Below are 18,593 nucleotides of genomic sequence, written 5' to 3' on the forward strand. Positions count from 1 at the left end.
TCGCCATATCGATGGTCCTTTCCATTCCATCTATATGACCTCGCGCACAAAATTACTGACAGGCCCATGGGCGGAAGAGCGCACCCGTTACCGGCGTTGATCCGCTTTACTGAATGTCCGCAACGGAGCGAAACCGGACGTTCGAATTCACCCACGCCGCCTAGGAGACCTGTGCACGGGTCTTCCACAAGGACCAGCCGACACCGCCCGCGATCAGTGCCAGGGTTACGCCCAGGCTGATCAGCGGCGGGAACTTGGCCCCGCCCAGCGCGAAGTCGGCGATGAGGATCTTGCCGCCGATGAACACCAGCACCAGCGCCAGCGCATACTTCAGATAGTGGAAGCGGTGCACCATCGCCGCCAGCGCGAAGTAGAGCGCGCGCAGGCCGAGGATCGCCATGATGTTTGAGGTATAGACGATGAAGGTGTCCGTCGTGATCGAGAAGATCGCCGGCACCGAGTCCACCGCGAAGACAAGGTCGGCGAGGTTGATCACCACCAGCGCCAGAAACAGCGGCGTCGCGGCCCAGACCAGCTTGCCCGCGCCATCCCGCTCGCGCACGAAGAAGTGCTGCCCGTGATGCTGCTTGGTCACCCGCATGTGGCGCGAGATCCAGCGGATCACGAAGTTGTTGCCGATGTCGGGATCGGGATCGCGCGACAGCAGCATCTTCACGCCGGTGAAGATCAGGAAGGCGGCGAACAGGTACATCACCCAATAGGCCTGCGCGATCAGCGCCGCGCCGCCCGCGATCATCAGCCCGCGCAGCACGATCACCGCGAGAATGCCCCACAGCAGCGCGCGGTACTGGTATTTCGGGGCAATCGCGAAGAAGCCGAAGATCATCGAGATCACGAAGACGTTGTCGATCGAGAGCGCCTTCTCGATGAAGTATCCGGTGAAATACTCGATGCCCGGCCCGCTGCCTTTCGCCCACCAGATCCAGCCGCCGAACAGCATGGCGATGGCGATGTAGAAGACGGACAGCCTGAGCGATTCGGAAATGCCCATTTCCCGGTCGTCCTTGTGGAGGACGCCGAGGTCGAAGGCGGTGAGAAGCAGGACGAGGCCGGCAAAGGCCAGCCAGAACCAGGCCGGGGTTCCCAGCCAGTCGAGAAACAGAAAATCCATTCAGGTGTAACTCGCGATGGAGAAACGGGTTGCGCCGACGCACCCATGGGGAGGGCGCGCCGGCGCGTGGGTTACAGGCCCGTTGCGCTGGCGGTCGGGGGGGATAACAGCCGCGCCAGCCTGCCCCTGAGGTGTGATTTCCGCTCCCTGAGCCTCGCGATCTCGATCGGATCGACAAAGCGCCTCGCCCTGGCGGTTGCGAGCAAGGCATCGAGCTTCTGATAACGCTCGAGCAATTGGAACATACGTTCGGTCATCTTCATTCCCTGTCGAACAAGTTGGGTTCGATCGGGAGGAACCGACGCAAGACACCGGCGAGCCGGAGTTTCGGGGGGATCCTTGGATAGCGCCACCGGATCCTGCATCGGTCAACCCGATGCGGTCCGACATCACGCGCCACAGATACTGCCGGGATCCCGGCCAGATCATACGGCGCGCCAGAGGGGCCCGGCCCGCACGCCCCTTTTAAGACCGAATCGCTCTTTTTTCAAGTTTCTTCGACACGCCGCTTTTGAGCGGCCCCGAGAACCGATAGTCTCACCCCGGCTTGATCGGGTATTCCCCGCAGGCCGAGGCCATGAGGACGACGTCCAATGCTGCACATGTTCCTGAAAAAAGGCGATTGGTTCGCCCCAAAACGCTACGGCTACGGCGCCGGCCTGCCCATCGCCTGGCAAGGCTGGGCCCTGCTCGCCGCCTACTGCGCAGGCATCGCCGGTGCCCTCATGCTGGCACAGACCGGTGATCCCGCCGAGCAGGCTGTCGCCTGGGTGCTGATTCTGGTTCTGACAGTGCTGCTGATCGCCATCGCCGCCAAACGCACCCGCGGCCGCTGGAAATGGCGCTGGGGGGAGCGGGATTGAATTTCGGCTCATGAAAGCGCCTTCGGAACAGATTCAAACCTTCCGCGACCTGCGCCGAAAAGAGCGCAGCGGGTATGGACGCTGGCTTTTGCTTATCAAGGAACTGCGGGTCACGCAGAACGGCTTGCCTTGAGCAACCGCCATCGACGCCGATGGGTGGAGAAAGCTATCAATTCCAATCAACAGTGCCGCAAACACGCATTGGCTCATATCCGGTACAACAAGGAAGCGTCTCTGATCGCACGCGACGGAGACAGCTTCCGGTTTCACATCCTGTGGAGCGACGAACAAATCACCAGCTTCGCTAAAAGCCCACCCCGCTGCGACTAGGCGCACCTGACGGTTCGCCAAGTCTCGCGGCCCTCCCGCTTGCGGGAGGGCAGACTCGCATGTGGTCTCGATGGGGCGCTGGCACTCCCCTCCCGCAGGCGGGAGGGGTTGGGGGTGGGCTCGCACACGCTTCGCTGCGTCACACCCCGCATTTTCCTACATCCGCAAACCTTGCCACACTGCGTGCGGCATTCGTTTGCCCTGCTCCTTGAACCGTCCATTCCCTCCCCTTCTCCGCATGCCGGCGCGTGTGAAGTTTGCGTGCCTGCATCCATCTGAACCACAAGGCTTTTCCGGAAACTCTCCATGCGCCAGGTGGGCAAAGTTTGAAGATAGCGCCGCTGCAAGGTTTCGCCCCTCTCCCGTCCCGCCGCGGGACGGCGCCGAAGGCGTTTACACCTTGGCGATACGGGCGCGGTAAGGTCCGGGCATGACCCGGACCCATCGACTCGCCCTCGCCGCCTCGGCGCTGCTATTCTCGGCCTTTCCGGCCACCCTGTCGTCCGCGCAGAACGCGGCGCCCTACTCGGTGGTGGAAACCGGCCGCAGCTATACCCGGCTGCAGGACGCGGTGGACGCCATCGGCAATGGCAGCGGCACGATCCGTTTCGCCTCGCTGCGCTTCGGCGACTGCGCGATCCAGACGGCGGGCGACGTGACCTACGAAGCCGCCGTGCCCGGCCAGTCGGTGCTCGACGGCGCCGTGTGCGAAGGCAAGGCCGCGCTGGTGCTGCGCGGGCGCAGCGCCACGGTCTCGGGCCTCGTCTTTGCCAACATCCGCGTCTCAGACAAGAACGGCGCGGGCATCCGGCTGGAGCATGGCAACTTGGCCGTGTCGCAATCGTGGTTCCGCGACAGCGAACAGGGCATCCTCACCGGCGACGATCCGGCGGGCACGCTCACGATCGACAAGTCCACCTTCACCCGGCTGGGCACCTGCGAAGGCTCGGGCTGCGCGCACTCGCTCTACGTCGGCAACTACGGCGCGCTGACGGTGACCCGCAGCCGTTTCGAAGCCGGGACCGGCGGGCACTACGTCAAGACCCGCGCCGCGCGCGTGGCGGTGCTCAATTCCAGCTTCGACGACAGCCGCGGGCGCGGCACCAACTACATGATCGACCTGTCCGACGGCGCCACCGGAAGCATCTCAGGCAACTGGTTCGTGCAGGGCCGCGACAAGGAGAACTACTCGGCCTTCATCGCCGTCGCCGCCGAACACCGCAACCACCCCTCCGGTGGGCTCGTGGTCGAAAGCAACAACGCCCGCTTCGCCCCCGGCATCGACCGCCGCAGCGCCTTCGTCGCCGACTGGTCGGGCGATGCGGTCGAACTGGGCGCGAACACACTGGGGCCCGGTCTGGTGCGCTACGAGAAGCGATAGACGCGGGGCGAGGCCCTGTCCTGAACAGGGGCCACCTGCGCGGCCGTCAGAGCAAATGCCCGGTACGGTCGCGCTTGGTTTCGAGGTAGCGCGCATTGTGCGGGTTGGGCGGCAGCTGGTGCGGGACGCGCTCGATCACGTCGACGCCGACCTCCTGCAGCGCCGCGACCTTGGCCGGGTTGTTGGTCATCAACCGGATCGCATGGACGCCGAGCAGCTCCAGCATCCGCGCCGCCACCGGGAAATCGCGCGCCTCGGTCGGGAGGCCGAGCCGGTTGTTGGCGTCGACCGTGTCGAAGCCCTGATCCTGCAGCCGGTAGGCGCGCAGCTTGTTGATGAGGCCGATGCCGCGCCCTTCCTGCCGCAGGTAGAGCAGCACGCCCCAGCCGCCGTCCCTGGCCTCGTCCGCCATCGCATGCAGCGCGGCGTCGAGCTGCGGCCCGCAGTCGCACTTGAGACTGCCCAGGATGTCTCCGGTCAGGCATTCGGAGTGCAGACGGACGAGCGGCGCCCGGTCGCCATTCTGCCTGCCGATCACCAGCGCGACATGCTCACGCAGGTCATCGAGCGCCCGGAAGGCAACGATCTCGGCATCCTCCGCAGCGGCCACCGGCAGGCGCGCCCGCGAGGCGATGGAGATACGGCTGGCGTCCTTCCATTCGGCAAGGTCCGCGGTCGATACATCCTGCACCTCGCCATCGAGCGTCGGTGCCACAAGGAAGGCCGGAAGGATACCGGCGAGCCGCGCCAGTTCCATCGCCGTGCGGGCAGTCTCTAGATCGCCGATGGGCTCGGCGGCGAAGGGCCCTTTCATCGGGTGGATCAGGTCCAGCGCCGGGTCGGCGACAGCCCGGGCGGTCTCCAGATCGAACGGCTCGGCCGCACGGATCAGCACCGGGGCTTCGGGCACGGCCGCCTCGCGCTGGTTGGCCAGCTTGAGCGTAACCGCCCGCGCTGCAGAAATGAGCATGCGCGGCGCCGTCGCTCCGCCAGCAAAGCCCGTTTCCGCGGGCAGCAAGACGGCACCGTCGCCCACGCGCACCGGCCAACCGTGGCGCAGCGCATCGAGCGCCAGCGCCACTCGGCGCGCACCGGGAGAAGGCAGGCCTGCGCTCAGAGGTCGAACTCCGTGATCAGCGGCACGTGGTCGCTGGGCTTTTCCCACTTGCGGGTTTCCTCGACGAAGCGGTGCGCCGTCGCCTGTTTGGCAAGGTCGGGAGAGGCCCACATGTGGTCGAGCCGGCGCCCCTGATCCTTCTGGCGCCAGTAGCTGCGATAGGACCACCAGGAATAATTGCGCTCGGGCGCAGGGATGAACTCGCGGCCGAGATCGACCCAGCCGTGGGCGTCCTTGAAGCGGTCGAGCGTCTCGACCTCGATCGGCGTGTGGCTCACGACCTTGAGCAGCGCCTTGTGGTCATAGACGTCGCAGTCGAGCGGGGCGATGTTGAAGTCACCGACGATCAGCGTGGGCCGGTCGATCTTGTCCGCCCATTCGGTCATGCGGCCAAGGAAGTCGAGCTTCTGGCCGAACTTGGGGTTCACCTCGCGGTCGGCAATGTCGCCGCCGGCGGGAATATAGACATTTTCGAGGATCAGGCCCTGCCCCTTGCCCTGCAGCTCCACACCGACGTGGCGGGCCTCGCCGTTGTCCTGCCAGTCGTGGCGGCTGAACTCGGTGAATGGCACTTTCGATACCGTGGCGACGCCGTGGTAGCCCTTCTGCCCGTGAATGGCGCGGTGGGTATAGCCCAGGCGCTCGAACATCTCGTGCGGGAAGAGGTGCTCGGCGACCTTGATTTCCTGCAGGCACAGCACGTCGGGCTCGTGCTCGGTCAGGAAGCGCTCGACCTGATCGATGCGCAGGCGAACGGAATTGATGTTCCAGGTGGCAATCTTCATGGCGCAGGCTTTAGGCACCGCGCCCACGAATTGCCAGAGCCCGCTTGGCGATGGATCGACAGAGCGCAGCCGGACGAGGCAGATTTTCGGTGCTGAGTTTTTCGTCCGGGCGGAGCGAAAGAGGTGCTGGTCGAGAACCGGCGCGCGGCGGCCTTATGAGCCGTGAGCACCGGAAGCGCAGACCAGTGCCGTTCGCAGCCCGACCTGGGCCAATCAGCGATACACAAAGGAAAACCCTCGAGCCGGGGGCAGAGGCTCGAGGGTTCCATAAGCGTTCGTCACGCTAGTTCAGTACGGCCGGTTCAGGAGGCGTGGGCAACAGGGGGGAAAACCCGCCTCAAGCCGTACTGACCAGTTCAATTTAGGAGCGAATGCCTTGCTGGCAAGTGAACAAAATTCAGGAAACTGTCGCAATTTGTCGCTGGTTCGGCACAGGCTGCGACGGAACGAGCTTCCTCAGCGACGTTTGCGCTTGCGCGGGTCGTTCCAGCGAAAGGCGTTCTTGTCGATCGACACGCCGTAGCGCTGATTAGACAGGGCAATGGTGGTTCGCTGATTCTGCGAGTCGAGCGCCACCCAGTAGCTCAGTTCCAGACCACCGGGTGCCGAGGCCTTGCGAACGAAGATCAGGGTGATGATCCCGTATTCGGGATGTTCGGTGTCGCGCACCTCTACACTGATCACGTTCGGATTGCCGGTGGGGATCACCTTGCCGAACTTCGCCACGTCGCGCTTGGGATCGAGCAAAGCGCCGAGCGGGCTGTTGCTGATCGGCCAGCGCTGGACCTGGTTGACCGCATAGTCGACGAGCGTCAGCGCCTTGCCGTCGCCCACGATCAGCATCTGCGCGCTGTCTTCGTACTGAAAGCGGATCTTGCCGGGGCGCTGGAGAATCAGCGTCCCGCTCACCCGCTGCCCCTTGCGGTCGGTCTGGACGAAGTCGGCCTTCATCGTCGAGATGTCGCGCAGGGCGGCAACCGCCTGTGCGAGCTGCTTCTTGTCGGCAGAAGCGGTCTGCGCGGCCAGCGCCGGAGCAGACGGGAGAACGGCCGGAACGGAAAGCGCGGCCAGAGCGGCCGCGCTTGCACATTTGCGAAAGGTCTTGGTCACGGTTTTCATGGCTATGTCCCTAGGTACACAGCCTTTAACCGACCGTGAACCTTACTTGATCTTGGCTTCCTTGAACTCGACGTGCTTGCGCGCGACGGGATCGTACTTGCGAAAGCTCATTTTCTCGGTCGTGTTCCGGGGGTTCTTCTTGGTGACATAGAAAAATCCAGTGTCAGCAGTCGAGACCAGACGGATCTTTACAGTTGCGGGCTTCGCCATGGCGGGTTCCTGTAATCTCTCGTTTCAGCCGCCCTGGCAGGTCGGCCTGTTCCATTGAAAAACATCGGGCGGCTACAATGCGCCGCCCTTCAAGGTTGCGGCCCATGCGTTACAGAGGGTGGAAAGTCAAGCCGAAGCGGCCGGTTCAGGGCAGCGGAAAGGGCTTGATCGGCTCAAGAACGTCGAATTTCTCTTTCTTGGGCTTTTTGGGGAGTGGAGGCACGTCCAGTTCGGGCGGATCGCACCGCGTATCCGGGAGCCGATCCAGCAGGTCGCGAATCAGGGTCAGGCGGCCATGCTTCTGATCGTTGAAGTCCACCAGCGTCCATGGGGCATGCCGGGTATGGGTCGCCTCCAGCATCTTCTCTCGCGCCTTGGTGTAGTCCGTGTACTTCTCACGCGCCGCCAGATCGACGGGAGAGAGCTTCCAGCGCTTGAGCGGATCCTCGAGCCGCTCGAACAGCCGCTCCTCCTGTTTTTCCTGATCGCAGGTCAGCCAGTACTTGAACAGCAGGATGCCATCGTCGGTCAGCAGCTTCTCGAAGGTGGGCGTATGGCGAAGGAACGCCTCGACCTGCGTGTCGGTGGCATAGCCCATCACCTTCTCGACACCGGCGCGGTTGTACCACGACCGGTCGAACAGGACGATTTCGCCCGCCGCGGGCAGATGCGGCACGTAGCGCTGGAAATACCACTGCCCCTGCTCACGCTCGCTGGGCGCGGGAAGCGCGACGATGCGGTACTGGCGGGTGTTGAGATGCTCGGAGATGGCGCGGATCGTACCACCCTTGCCCGCCGTGTCGCGCCCTTCAAACAGGACGACGATGCGCGCGCCAGTCGTCTTGACCCAGCGGGCCATGCCGGCCAGCTCCTCCTGCATCGGCTCGAGCAGGGCTTCGTAGTCCTTGCGTCCCAGCCCGTCGCCCATTCCCGTCAGACCTTCGACAGCAGGAACAGCGCTAGTGCACCGGCGACGATGCGATACCATGCGAAGGGCGCAAAGCCCGAGCGGCTGACGAAGGCCATGAACGCCTTGATCACAACCAGCGCGACGATGAAGGAAACTACGAAACCGATGGCGATCTCGTTCCAGCCCACCGGTCCGGCACCGGCCATCAGCTTTTCACGCGCGCCCCACAATTCGAGCGTGGTCGCCCCCATCATCGTGGGCACGGCGAGAAAGAAGCTGAACTCGGCCGCTGTGCGGCGCTCCACGCCCATGGCCAGCGCGCCCATGATCGTCGCGCCCGAGCGGCTGACGCCGGGCACCATGGCAAGACACTGCGCCACGCCGACGCCGATGCACTTGTTGAGCGGCAGTTCGGCTACGCCGGTAAGCGGGCCCTGCTTGGAAACCTTCTCGATCACGAGAATGGCGATACCGCCGACGATCAGCGCCCAGGCGACAAGGCTCGGCTGGCCAAGCATCTGGTCGATATAGTCCTTGAGCGCGAGGCCGATCACGGCCGACGGCAGGAAGGCCACCAGCACGTTGCGCACGAAACGGATCGAGATGGGGTTGAGTTCGAGCAGGCCGGTGCCAACCGCCCAGAAGGTGCGCCAGAACTGCACGATAACCGCCAGAATCGCGCCCAGCTGGATCACGATATTGAACGTGGACCACTGAGCGGCATCGTAGCCGAACAGTTCAGTGGCGAGAATGAGGTGCCCGGTCGAGGAGACTGGCAGGAACTCGGTAAGGCCCTCGACAATGCCGAGGAGGATCGCGGTAAAGGTAAGGTCCATCGGCAGCAGGTCATGCCCGACGCGCTGCGCAAGTCAACCCGGCTGCTGCTGCGATGCAATATTTTTGATGTCCGCCGGCGGACTTAACGCATGTTTTCATGGTGAAGCGGCAATACGCTTGCCGCTTCACCATGGCCAACCAGGTCAGCCGATCACCAGATCCGCACACGCTGTTCGGGCGGCAGGTAGAGCTCGTCACCGGGCTTCACGTCGAAAGCCTTGTACCACTCGTCGAAGTTCCGGACGATGCCGTTGATGCGGTACTCCGGCGGCGAGTGGGGGTCGATCACCAGGTATTTGCGCGCCTGCTGTTCGCGGATCTTGCTGCGCCAGACCTGCGCCCAGGCCATGAAGAAGCGCTGGTCGCCAGTGTAGCCGTCAATCACCGGGGCTTCCTTGCCGTTCAGCGAGAGCCTGTAGGCACGATAGGCGAGACTCAGGCCACCGAGGTCTCCGATGTTCTCGCCCATGGTCAGCTTGCCGTTAACGCAGGTCGTGCCCTCGTCGAAAGGGCAGAACTGGTCGTACTGGGCGCCCAGCTTGTCCTGCAGCTTGCGGAAGGCGGCCTTGTCGGCGGCGGTCCACCAGTTGCGCAGGTTGCCGCTACCGTCGGACTTGGAGCCCTGATCGTCGAAGCCGTGGCTCATCTCGTGGCCGATGACCGCGCCGATGGCGCCGTAGTTGACCGCGGGGTCGGCATCGATGTTGAAGAACGGCGGCTGGAGGATCGCAGCCGGGAAGACGATCTCGTTCATCGTCGAGTTGTAGTAGGCATTCACCGTCTCCGGCAGCATGCCCCACTCACTCCGATCGACTTCCTTGCCAATGCGGTTCATGTCGAAGTTCGTCTGCCATTCACCGGCGCCGACCATGTTGCCGAGCGGATCAGTGGCAGAGAAGGTCAGGCCTTCATATTCCTTGAACGTGTCCGGCGCGCCGATCTTCGGCGTGAAAGCGTCGAGCTTTTCCTTCGCCTCCTTGCGCGTGTCGGAGCCCATCCACTTCAGGTCCTTCAGGTTTTCGGCCATGGCCTCGCGCAGGTTGGCAACGAGCCTTGTCATCGCCGCCTTGCGTTCGGGCGGGTAGAACTTTTCGGCGTAGATCTTGCCGAGCAGTTCGCCGGCCTGGCTCTCGACGGCGCTGATGCCGCGCTTCCAGCGGGGGCGCTGCTCGGGCTGGCCGGACAGAGTCTTGCCGTAGAAGTCGAAGTTCGCTTCGTCGATGTCGGTGGGAAGCACCGAGGCATGGCTGCTGAGGAAGTGGGCAGCGAGATAGGCCTGCCATGTGGAAACCGGCACCGTGTCGAGCATCTTCGCCAGCGCCGGCATGCCGCCGCCAAACAGCGCTCCGGCCTGCGCCGCGTCGATGCCGGCTTCCTTCAGCTCTTCCGGCGTCGGCGGCATTTCGCCGACGATCACATAGCTCGCCTTTTCAGCGCCGACCGTGTCGAGGAAGGTCTTCAGCAGGCCGGGGGCGCCGAGGTCTTCGAACTCCGAAACCGAGAGCTTGTTGTAGGTCAGGTCGCGGTTGCGCGCGCCGGCACGATCCCAGTCCGCCTGCGCGATCTGCGTTTCCAGCGAAAGCACGGCCTTGGCCGCCGCATCGGGATCGGCATAGCCCGCCTTGCCCAGCAGGAACGACAGGTACGAGACGTATTTCGCGCGGATTTCCTTCGAGCGCTCATCCTGCTTCAGGTAATAATCGCGATCGGGCAGACCGAGGCCACCGATATTGGCGCGCAGCGCGTAGATGTCGCTCTTCTTGGGATCGGCGTCGACCCAGAGGCTCACCGGCGAGATATATCCCGGCTTGCCGAACAGGCGCACGATGTCGGTCGGCGTCTTGGCCGCGAAGATACTGGACAGGTAAGGCTGCGCGGGTGCCAGCCCGGCCTTGTCTATGGCATCCGTATCCATGAACGCATTGTAGGCTGCGGCCACGCGCGCCGCGTCAGTGCCCGGCGCAGGATTGGACGCGACCAGATCGTCCATGATCGCATGCAAGCGCTGCTGCGACAGTTCGTTGAGTTCGATGAACGAGCCCCAGCGCGTGCGGTCCGCAGGGAGTTCGACCGAGGCCTTCCACTTGCCGTTCACGAATTCGTCGAAATCGTTGCCCGGCTTTACACTGGTGTCCATCCACTTCGTCTGGATGCCGAAATCACCCCAGTCGGTCGACAGTTCGGGGGTGTTGGTTTCATCTGCCAGCGCAGGCGCGGCGGAGAGCGAAAGGACAATGGCGGAAACGCTGGCCGATACGGCAAGCGCGCCTCCGAGGAACTTGTTCATGAGCGACCCCTCTTTCGGGATTGAAAGCAAAAGTACCGGCCCGGAAACCGATCACAATCACGAAATATAATTGCCGGCGCGCGCAACGCCAGTCCCTAAATGTCGTTAGCCGAGGGGAATCAGCCCTTCGTCGAACTGCAGGGAGGCCAGACGCGCATAAAGGCCGCCGGCTGCCGTCAGGCTGTCATGCGTGCCATCCTCGACGATCCGGCCATTTTCCATGACGACGATGCGGTCCGCCTTGCGCACTGTCGCCAGTCGGTGGGCGATCACCAGCGTCGTGCGATGCGCCATCAGATGTTCGAGCGCGTTCTGGACCAGCCTCTCGCTTTCGGCGTCGAGCGCGCTGGTCGCCTCGTCGAGCAGCAGGATAGGCGCATCGCGCAGCAGCGCGCGGGCAATGGCAATGCGCTGGCGCTGACCACCCGACAGGCGCGCGCCGTCTTCACCCAGGAAAGTATCCAGCCCCTCGGGCAGGTCGCGCAGGAACTGTTCGGCATTGGCCGCTCGTGCCGCTTCCCAAATCGCTTCGTCGTCGGCTTGCCAGTTGCCGTAGCGCAGGTTGTCCCGCGCGCTGGCGGCAAAGAGCACGCCTTCCTGCGGGACGAGGGCGATACGCTTGCGGACGGCTTCGGGATCGGCGGAAGTCAGCGGCACGCCATCGACCTTGATGACGCCGCTTTGCGGATCGTAGAAGCGCTCTGCGAGCTGGAACAGCGTCGACTTGCCCGCGCCCGACGGACCGACGATTGCCACCGTCTCGCCCGGCTCTACTGTGAGGCTGAACGCGTCAAGCGCGGCGGCATCGGGCCGCGAGGGATAGCGGAAGGTCACACGCTCGAAAGCGAGCTTGCCGCGCGCTGGTTCGGGCAGCGCCTGCGGGCGCGCAGGCGGCGAAATCAGCGGCCGCTCGTTCAGCAGCTCGGCCAGGCGGCTCGCCGCGCCGGCGCCGCGCACCAGATCGCCATAGACTTCAGACAGCGAACTGAATGCCCCGGCCACGAGGCCCCCGGTAATGACGAATGCGGCAATGGTCCCGCCCGTGATCGTGCCTTCGGCCACACCAACGGCACCGCGCCACATCAGCAGCGTGATCGACCCGAAGATCAGCACCATGATGACGGCGGTCATGATCGCCCGGATCGTGATACGCCGCTTGGCCGTCTCGAACGTCCGCTCGACGCCGCCACTGAAGCGCTCGTATTCGCGCTTTTCCTGATTGAACGCCTGCACCACCCGCAACGCGCCGAGGACTTCGGTGGTCATCGCACCAATATCGGCGATCCGGTCCTGACTACTCCGCGATACCGAACGCAGGCGCCGGCTGAACAGGATGATCGGCGGCAGCACGATGACAATCGTTCCCAGCAACCCGGCTGTCAGCCAGGGTGCCAGAATCAGGAGGTAGATGGTCCCGCCAACCGCCATGATCGCATTGCGAAGGGCCACGGAAACGCTCGTGCCCACGATCTGCTCGATGACTGCGGTGTCCGCAGTCATTCGCGAGGAGATTTCCTTGGGGCTGTTCGACTCGAAAAAGCTCGGAGAAAGGGTCAACAGATGGCGCTGCACCTGCAGACGAATGTCGGCAACGATGCGTTCGCCCAGCCAGGAGACCGTATAGAAGCGTATGGCCGTTCCGATTGCCAGAACGAAGACGATCGCAATCAGGATCAGGAACCATTTGCCGATCGCGGACGGATCCGCACCCTGTGCAAAGCCCCGATCCACGATCCGGCGGAAACCCCAGGGAATGGCAAGGGTCGAAGTGGCCGTGACGACCAGCGCGCATAACGCGACAAGCGCCCGGCTCGGGTAGTTGAACAACTGCCCCCACACGAGACGCAGAGGGCCCAGGCTCCTGCGGCGCGGCGCAGGAGCCTCGTTACCGGTGGCTTCGCTCGATGACGGTGCGGCCGTACCCGAATTGGCGTCCATGCGCGGCCCTTACAGCCTCGAACCGCCAAGGGAAAGGGTTGCCCGGAAAACCGTCACAACTCGCGCCGATGCCCCGATCCGGTCTGTCAACTGGCCGGATTATTCGGAAATGCCGCATTGCACAAAAGGTGGGCAGAGCCCAAATTATGGCATATTCCGATTACAGGGCCGCCCGTTCGGCCAGGAGACGTATCTTGCTTTACAATGCTTATGAGTTGCAGCGCACCATGCTGAATGGCGCCGCAGCATGGGCCTCGGTCGGCGCGGAAATGCTGACAAACCCCGCCATGCCAATGGGTTATTTCGGATTTGGACCTATCATGGCCTCGGCCCTGGATGTCTTCGCCCATGCCACGATGGCGCGCGGCAAGCCCGATTTCGACATCGAGGAAATCGAGATCGACGGCAAGAAGCACAGCGTTACCGAATCGATCATCCTGCATCGTCCCTTCGGCAACCTGGTGCGTTTCGACCATGACGGTCTGCCTGCCAATGCGCCCAAGCTGCTGATCGTGGCCCCCATGAGCGGCCACTTCGCGACGCTGCTGCGCGGCACGGTTACGCGCATGCTTCAGTCGTGCGAGGTCTACATCACCGACTGGGCCGATGCTAAGATCGTGCCGACCGCCTCGGGCCGTTTCGATCTCGACGACTACATCGACTATCTTATCGACTTCCTGCGGCACATCGGCCCGGGCACGCACATGCTCGCGGTCTGCCAGCCTTCGGTTCCCGCCTTTGCCGCAGCCGCCGTGATGGGCAAGCACGAGGATCCGTGCCGTCCCGCCACGCTGACGATGATGGGCGGCCCGATCGACACGCGCGAGGCACCGACCAGCGTGAACGACGTGGCCATGAACCAGCCGTTGTCCTGGTTCGAAAACAACGTCATCGCCACCGTGCCGCTCACTTATCCCGGCGCCGGGCGCCGGGTCTATCCGGGCTTCCTGCAGCTTGCCGGCTTCATGGCGATGAACCTCGGCAACCACATGATCAGCCACTACGGCATGTTCAAGCACCTCGTCGAAGGCGACGAGGACGGTGCGGCAGCGACCAAGGCGTTCTACGACGAGTATCGCTCGGTCTGCGACCTGACTGCCGAATTCTATCTCCAGACGGTCGAGCATGTCTTCCAGCGCCACTCGCTTCCCAAGGGCGAATTCGTCCACCGCGGCGAAGTGATCGACCTTGCCGGCATCCGCGACACGGCCCTGCTCGCCGTCGAGGGTGAAAAGGACGACATCTCGGGCATCGGCCAAACCAGGGCGGCCCTGCATCTCGCCCCCAAGCTGCCTGACGAGCAGAAGAAGTACTTCCTGGCCGAAGGCGTCGGTCACTACGGCATTTTCAACGGCAGCAAGTGGCGCAATCTGATTGCACCGGTGCTCGAGGACTGGATCCGACGGCACCAGAAAAAACCCCTGAAAATCGTCGCCTGATCTGCGCCAATACGACACCGGCCTGCGACCGTCTTCGGTCGGGGCCGGCTGGCGTGCCATCTCGGCTTGTGGTATTTCCACCCGCATGGATCGCGCGTTTGCACGCAGAACAGTTCTCAAGGGTGGATTGGCAGCAGGCCTTGGCCTGACGCTCCCAGTTCGCGCGCTGGCGCAAGATGCCGTAGCGACCGGTGCATCGGCCTCTCCGCTGACGCCTTACGAACGGCGCGTCCTCGATGTCGCAGCCGCGCAGGTGCAGCGAGTGGGGGACAAGGTCTGGCGTTCGGATCTGGTCGGTATCGCCGACTTTGCCCAGCCCTCATGGAAGCCCCGGCTGCACTTCGCCAATCTTGAGGCGGGCACGGTCCGCTCCTTCCTGCTGGCGCACGGCAAGGGCTCCGATCCGCAGCACAGCGGCTGGCTGCAGTCATTCTCCAAAGTCCCCGGCTCCGAGGCGACCTCGCGCGGTGCCTATCTCACCTGCGAGTGGTACAAGGGCAAGTACGGCACCTCCATTCGCCTCGTGGGACTGGACTCCGACAATTCCACCGCGCTCGAACGCGCGATCGTGATGCACCCTGCGTGGTACGTCGATCAGGCGATGATCGAAAAATGGGGCAAGCTCGGCCGTAGCGAAGGCTGCTTCGCCATGAGCAACGAGAGCTTCAACGAGGCGCTCTGGCACTTGTCCGGCGGCCGGCTGCTCTTCGCCGACCGCATCGGCGAGGCCTGATCGCAGCGCTTCGCCCTGCCCGCACGGGCATCGACACTCATGCAACGCAGTGTTACCAAACTGCCATGGAGGGCACCCTGACATCGCCAAAGCGCGCCATGCCGACCGACGCGCGCCAGATCCGGTCGCGCAAGGCCTTGAATTCGGCCTTGCTCGCGCTGCTGGAAGAACGGTCGTTCGACCAGCTCACCATTCGCGAAATCACCGCGCGGGCCGGCACCGGCTATGCCACCTTCTTCCGGCACTATCCCGACAAGGAAGCGCTGCTCAGCGACATCGCCACCGACGAGATCGGCAACCTTTTAGCGATGACAGTCCCGGTACTCTACGAATCCAACAGCTATGAATCGACGCTGGCGCTGTGCCGTTACGTCGCCGAACATTCGCGGCTGTGGTCGGCGCTGCTGACCGGCGGCGCCGCCGCCATCGTGCGCGTGGAGTTCATCCGCCAGGCCCGCGCGCTGGTGGAGGAAGCCCGCACGACGCCGGAGTGGCTCCCCTCCGATCTGGGTGTGGTCCACGGAACCGGCTCGACCTTCGACATTCTCGCCTGGTGGCTGGGGCAGGAAAACGACCTCGACGCAAAGGACGTGGCAACCATCCTGCACCGTCTGGTCATCGCCCCGCTCATCGGCGACAAGGTTGAAAAGCGCGCGCCTGCACAATAGTCACGAAACACCCTGTATCATTGATAAGACTGGAAAGCCTCACGATGCGGTCGCGGCATTCGGGTGAAAGCCTGTGAGCGGAGAAATCGAAAACGGCGACTGGCCGACCTTCGGCTGGGTCGACGACATCCGTCCGGCGCTGGCCGAGGCCGTCGCGAACGGGAAACCCGCCGCGTTCGCCACGCTCTACCGTGTCGAAGGCAGTGCCCCGCGCGGTCCCGGCGCGCAGATGCTGTTCACGCTTCGTGACGATGGCGACGTAAGGGCAACGGGCTACTTCTCCGGAGACTGCATCGAAGGCGATGTTGCCCATCACGCCGCGCAGGTCGTTGCCGACGGGGAACCGCGCCGGTTGCACTACGGCCTGGGCAGTCCGTGGATCGACATCCGCCTGCGCTGCGGCGGCGCGCTCTACATTCTTCTCGAGCGCGTAGAATCCGATGATGCGGCAGTCGCGGAGCTGCTGCGCCATGCCCGCGAACGGCGCCCCTGCATCTGGGAAAGCGATGGCAAGACGCGCGCGGTTCGCGATGCTTCAGGGCCGCTGCTGACGTACTCGGAAGACCCTCTCCAGATTGCCCGGCGCTACGATCCGCCGCGCCGCCTCATCGTCTCGGGCGGCGACCCCGGCGCATTGGCCGCTGCCCAACTCGGCGCGCTGGGTCAGTTCGAGACCATTCTGGTCCGCCCGCAAGGCCCCCAGGCCCCGCCGCCCTTTGCCGTCGCGCAGTATCTGCGGTCCGCCCCCGCTTCTGCGCTGCAGGACCTCGGCGTCGACCGCTGGACCGGCTACCTCGGCGCCACGCACGAAGACGAACACGATCTCGGCGGCTGCCTCACAGCGCTTCGCGGCGGCGCGGGCTATGTCGGGATGATCGGTGCCAAGTCGCGCGCTCAGGGTCGCCTGAAAGCACTGGAAGCACTCGGCGCGACCAAGGAAGAGCTTGACCGCCTGCACCTGTCCCCGGGCATTCCCGGCCTCGGCAAGTCACCCTGGGAAGTCGCCACCGGCATCGTCGCCGAGATCATGCAGGCGCTCAATCCGGCGCACGAACGGGCATGAGCCATGTCGCGGTGGTACTGGCGGCAGGCCATGCCACGCGCTTCGGCAGTGACAAGCTCAGCGCCACCCTCCACGGTGAACCGCTGCTGTTCCACGCCATCCGCGCCGCCCGAGCCGCGCCCGTGGAGCGTGTGATCGTCGTCGCTCGCCCCGGCCTCGACACTGGCACGTGGACGGGCGAGCCCACGGTCGAGATCCTGCGTATTAACAGCGATGCAATGTCCGATTCGCTGAAAGCCGGGATAGCCGCAGCGGCGGATGCCGACGGGGCCTTCATCTTCCTGGGCGACATGCCGTGCGTTCCGCATGCAGAGGCAGCCCGGCTCGCGGCAGTGATCGGTCCCGCCTATGCCGCCATGCCCCGGCACGACGGGCGCCCCGGACACCCTGTCCTGCTCTCTTCCGCCGCCTTTCCGGACATCGCTGACCTTAGCGGCGACCAAGGCGCCGGGCGCCTTCTGCGCACGCGCGATGATGTAGTATTTGACGACTGTACAGATCCGGCCATACATTTCGACGTGGACCGTCCCGAAGACCTCGGGTGGCTGGCGAGCAGGGACCGGGCCGACAAGAACTGAAACGCCGCGCGCCAGGGACCTCGCGGCCAAACGCTTGGGAGAGCGTCCTTGACCGATTTCAGCCCCCTGTTCACGCCGTTCGAGCTTGGCAAGTTCACCCTGCCCAACCGCATCGTCTTCCCGCCCATGGGCCTGCAGGTCTGCGAAGGCGGCGTACCGGGCGAGGAAGCTGCCGATTACTATGCCCGCCGCGCCCAAGGCGGCGCGAGCCTGGTGATCACCGAGGGCGTCTACATCGATCACCCCTCGTCCGGCGACAACCCGCTGCTCGGTCGCTTCCATGGCGAGGACGCCTTTGCAGGATGGCGCAACGTCGCAGCCAAGGTGCATGCGAAAGGCGGCATCTGCGTGCCGGAACTGTGGCACGTCGGGCTGATCTACAAAGGCCCGGACGTCCTGACCGGGGGCCCTCTGGCCTACAGGCCCGAACTCGGGCAGGTGAGCCCCTCGGGTTACATCGATCCGGAAAGCAAGGTCTGCGAGGGCATGACACAGGCCGAGATCGACGATGTCATCGCCGCCTATGCCCGCGGTACGCGCAAGGCCGTGGAGCTTGGCTTCGACGGGATCGAGCTGCACGGCGCGCATGGCTATCTGATCGACCAGTTCCTGTGGAAGGCCCTCAACCGCCGGACCGACCGCTATGGCGGCTCCGCCCGCGCGCGCGGGCAATTCGTGGCAGAAGTGATCCGCGCATGCCGCGCCGAGCTGGAGCCCGGCATGCCGCTGATCCTGCGGCTCTCGCAATGGAAGATGGTCGATTATACCGCGCGGCTGGCTGAAACGCCGCAGGAACTGGAAGAACTGCTGAGCCTCGTGGTGGAAGCAGGCGTCGATCTGATCGATTGCTCGCAGCGCCGTTTTTGGGAACCGGCCTTCGATGATGGCTCGGATCTCAACCTTGCCGGATGGGTCAAGAAGGTGACAGGCGTTCCCACCTGTACGATTGGCTCCATCGGTCTCGACAGCGACTTCTTCTCGAACCTTGGCGAAGGCAAGACCTCGGGGCTCGACCTGCCCCGGCTGGACGACCTGATGCGCCGCTTCGACCGTGGCGATTTCGATCTCGTCGCGGTCGGTCGCTCGATGATTGCCGAGCCCGACTGGCCGAAACTGGTTCAGGCGGGCCGGATGGACGCCCTCAAGCCGTTTTCACCCAAGGCGCTGGACGAAGCATTGATGGCGCACGTTACCGAATAGCTG

19 protein-coding genes are annotated in these 18,593 nt (G+C 64.2%); 9 read left to right on the forward strand and 10 right to left on the reverse strand.

Features of this window, described 5'->3' with window-relative positions:
* Positions 1–160: 160 nt before the first annotated feature.
* Both IEX64_RS17660 and IEX64_RS17665 read right to left on the reverse strand, forming a co-directional pair.
* Positions 161–1,132 carry a TerC family protein gene (locus IEX64_RS17660; RefSeq protein WP_188821691.1) on the reverse strand — a complete coding sequence of 324 codons (972 nt, stop codon included), beginning with the start codon at positions 1,130–1,132 and terminating at the stop codon, positions 161–163.
* A 71-nt stretch (positions 1,133–1,203) separates the two neighbouring features.
* On the reverse strand, positions 1,204–1,389 hold the full coding sequence (locus tag IEX64_RS17665) for a DUF465 domain-containing protein (RefSeq protein WP_039281077.1): 186 nt from the start codon (positions 1,387–1,389) through the stop codon (positions 1,204–1,206).
* Between the two features lie 336 nt (positions 1,390–1,725).
* Here IEX64_RS17665 and IEX64_RS17670 point away from each other — a divergent pair, with 336 nt between their 5' ends.
* The 3 genes from IEX64_RS17670 (at position 1,726) to IEX64_RS17675 (ending at position 3,706) form a co-directional block, all read left to right on the forward strand.
* On the forward strand, positions 1,726–1,995 hold the full coding sequence (locus tag IEX64_RS17670; protein ID WP_188821694.1) for a hypothetical protein: 270 nt from the start codon (positions 1,726–1,728) through the stop codon (positions 1,993–1,995).
* Between the two features lie 10 nt (positions 1,996–2,005).
* Complete coding sequence (locus tag IEX64_RS24645; RefSeq protein ID WP_268238466.1) at positions 2,006–2,128, forward strand: hypothetical protein; 123 nt, start codon at positions 2,006–2,008, stop codon at positions 2,126–2,128.
* 627 nt (positions 2,129–2,755) lie between these two features.
* Complete coding sequence (locus IEX64_RS17675; RefSeq protein WP_188821696.1) at positions 2,756–3,706, forward strand: right-handed parallel beta-helix repeat-containing protein; 951 nt, start codon at positions 2,756–2,758, stop codon at positions 3,704–3,706.
* Positions 3,707–3,752: 46 nt separating this feature from the next.
* Here the strand turns inward: IEX64_RS17675 and ribA are convergent, their stop codons facing one another.
* The 8 genes from ribA to IEX64_RS17715 form a co-directional block, all read right to left on the reverse strand.
* Positions 3,753–4,811 carry a GTP cyclohydrolase II gene (gene ribA, locus IEX64_RS17680; RefSeq protein WP_373290168.1) on the reverse strand — a complete coding sequence of 353 codons (1,059 nt, stop codon included), beginning with the start codon at positions 4,809–4,811 and terminating at the stop codon, positions 3,753–3,755.
* Positions 4,812–4,819: 8 nt separating this feature from the next.
* Complete coding sequence (xth, locus tag IEX64_RS17685) at positions 4,820–5,608, reverse strand: exodeoxyribonuclease III (RefSeq protein ID WP_188821700.1); 789 nt, start codon at positions 5,606–5,608, stop codon at positions 4,820–4,822.
* A gap of 456 nt (positions 5,609–6,064) precedes the next feature.
* Complete coding sequence (locus IEX64_RS17690) at positions 6,065–6,727, reverse strand: LolA family protein (RefSeq protein WP_188821702.1); 663 nt, start codon at positions 6,725–6,727, stop codon at positions 6,065–6,067.
* A gap of 42 nt (positions 6,728–6,769) precedes the next feature.
* Entirely contained in the window at positions 6,770–6,937 is a 168-nt protein-coding gene (rpmG, locus tag IEX64_RS17695; protein ID WP_013832249.1) for a 50S ribosomal protein L33, read from the reverse strand.
* A 145-nt stretch (positions 6,938–7,082) separates the two neighbouring features.
* Positions 7,083–7,865, reverse strand: a complete 783-nt coding sequence (ppk2, locus tag IEX64_RS17700; protein WP_188821705.1) for a polyphosphate kinase 2 — start codon at positions 7,863–7,865, stop codon at positions 7,083–7,085.
* 5 nt (positions 7,866–7,870) lie between these two features.
* Entirely contained in the window at positions 7,871–8,683 is an 813-nt protein-coding gene (locus IEX64_RS17705; protein WP_188821707.1) for an undecaprenyl-diphosphate phosphatase, read from the reverse strand.
* A 152-nt stretch (positions 8,684–8,835) separates the two neighbouring features.
* Positions 8,836–10,971, reverse strand: coding sequence for a M13 family metallopeptidase (locus IEX64_RS17710; RefSeq protein WP_188821709.1), 2,136 nt, complete (start codon positions 10,969–10,971; stop codon positions 8,836–8,838).
* Between the two features lie 105 nt (positions 10,972–11,076).
* A complete protein-coding gene (locus tag IEX64_RS17715) occupies positions 11,077–12,909 on the reverse strand; it encodes an ABC transporter transmembrane domain-containing protein (RefSeq protein ID WP_188821711.1) in 1,833 nt (610 codons plus the stop codon).
* A gap of 194 nt (positions 12,910–13,103) precedes the next feature.
* Here IEX64_RS17715 and IEX64_RS17720 point away from each other — a divergent pair, with 194 nt between their 5' ends.
* The 6 genes from IEX64_RS17720 to IEX64_RS17745 all read left to right on the forward strand — a co-directional run bounded on the left by IEX64_RS17720 (position 13,104) and on the right by IEX64_RS17745 (position 18,590).
* On the forward strand, positions 13,104–14,348 hold the full coding sequence (locus IEX64_RS17720) for a polyhydroxyalkanoate depolymerase (RefSeq protein WP_188821713.1): 1,245 nt from the start codon (positions 13,104–13,106) through the stop codon (positions 14,346–14,348).
* A 127-nt stretch (positions 14,349–14,475) separates the two neighbouring features.
* Positions 14,476–15,081, forward strand: coding sequence for a murein L,D-transpeptidase catalytic domain-containing protein (locus tag IEX64_RS17725; RefSeq protein WP_229710544.1), 606 nt, complete (start codon positions 14,476–14,478; stop codon positions 15,079–15,081).
* Positions 15,082–15,146: 65 nt separating this feature from the next.
* Entirely contained in the window at positions 15,147–15,749 is a 603-nt protein-coding gene (locus tag IEX64_RS17730; protein ID WP_188821718.1) for a TetR/AcrR family transcriptional regulator, read from the forward strand.
* Between the two features lie 73 nt (positions 15,750–15,822).
* On the forward strand, positions 15,823–16,812 hold the full coding sequence (locus IEX64_RS17735; protein WP_188821720.1) for an XdhC family protein: 990 nt from the start codon (positions 15,823–15,825) through the stop codon (positions 16,810–16,812).
* Positions 16,809–17,390 (forward strand): nucleotidyltransferase family protein, encoded by a 582-nt coding sequence (locus tag IEX64_RS17740; protein ID WP_188821721.1) that lies wholly within the window; start codon positions 16,809–16,811, stop codon positions 17,388–17,390. The genes IEX64_RS17735 and IEX64_RS17740 overlap by 4 nt, the downstream gene beginning before the upstream one ends.
* A 48-nt stretch (positions 17,391–17,438) precedes the next feature.
* Positions 17,439–18,590 carry an NADH:flavin oxidoreductase gene (locus IEX64_RS17745; RefSeq protein ID WP_188821723.1) on the forward strand — a complete coding sequence of 384 codons (1,152 nt, stop codon included), beginning with the start codon at positions 17,439–17,441 and terminating at the stop codon, positions 18,588–18,590.
* The last annotated feature ends 3 nt before the right edge of the window (positions 18,591–18,593 follow it).

The organism is Novosphingobium indicum (genome assembly GCF_014645195.1).
GTDB classification, from domain to species: domain Bacteria; phylum Pseudomonadota; class Alphaproteobacteria; order Sphingomonadales; family Sphingomonadaceae; genus Novosphingobium; species Novosphingobium indicum.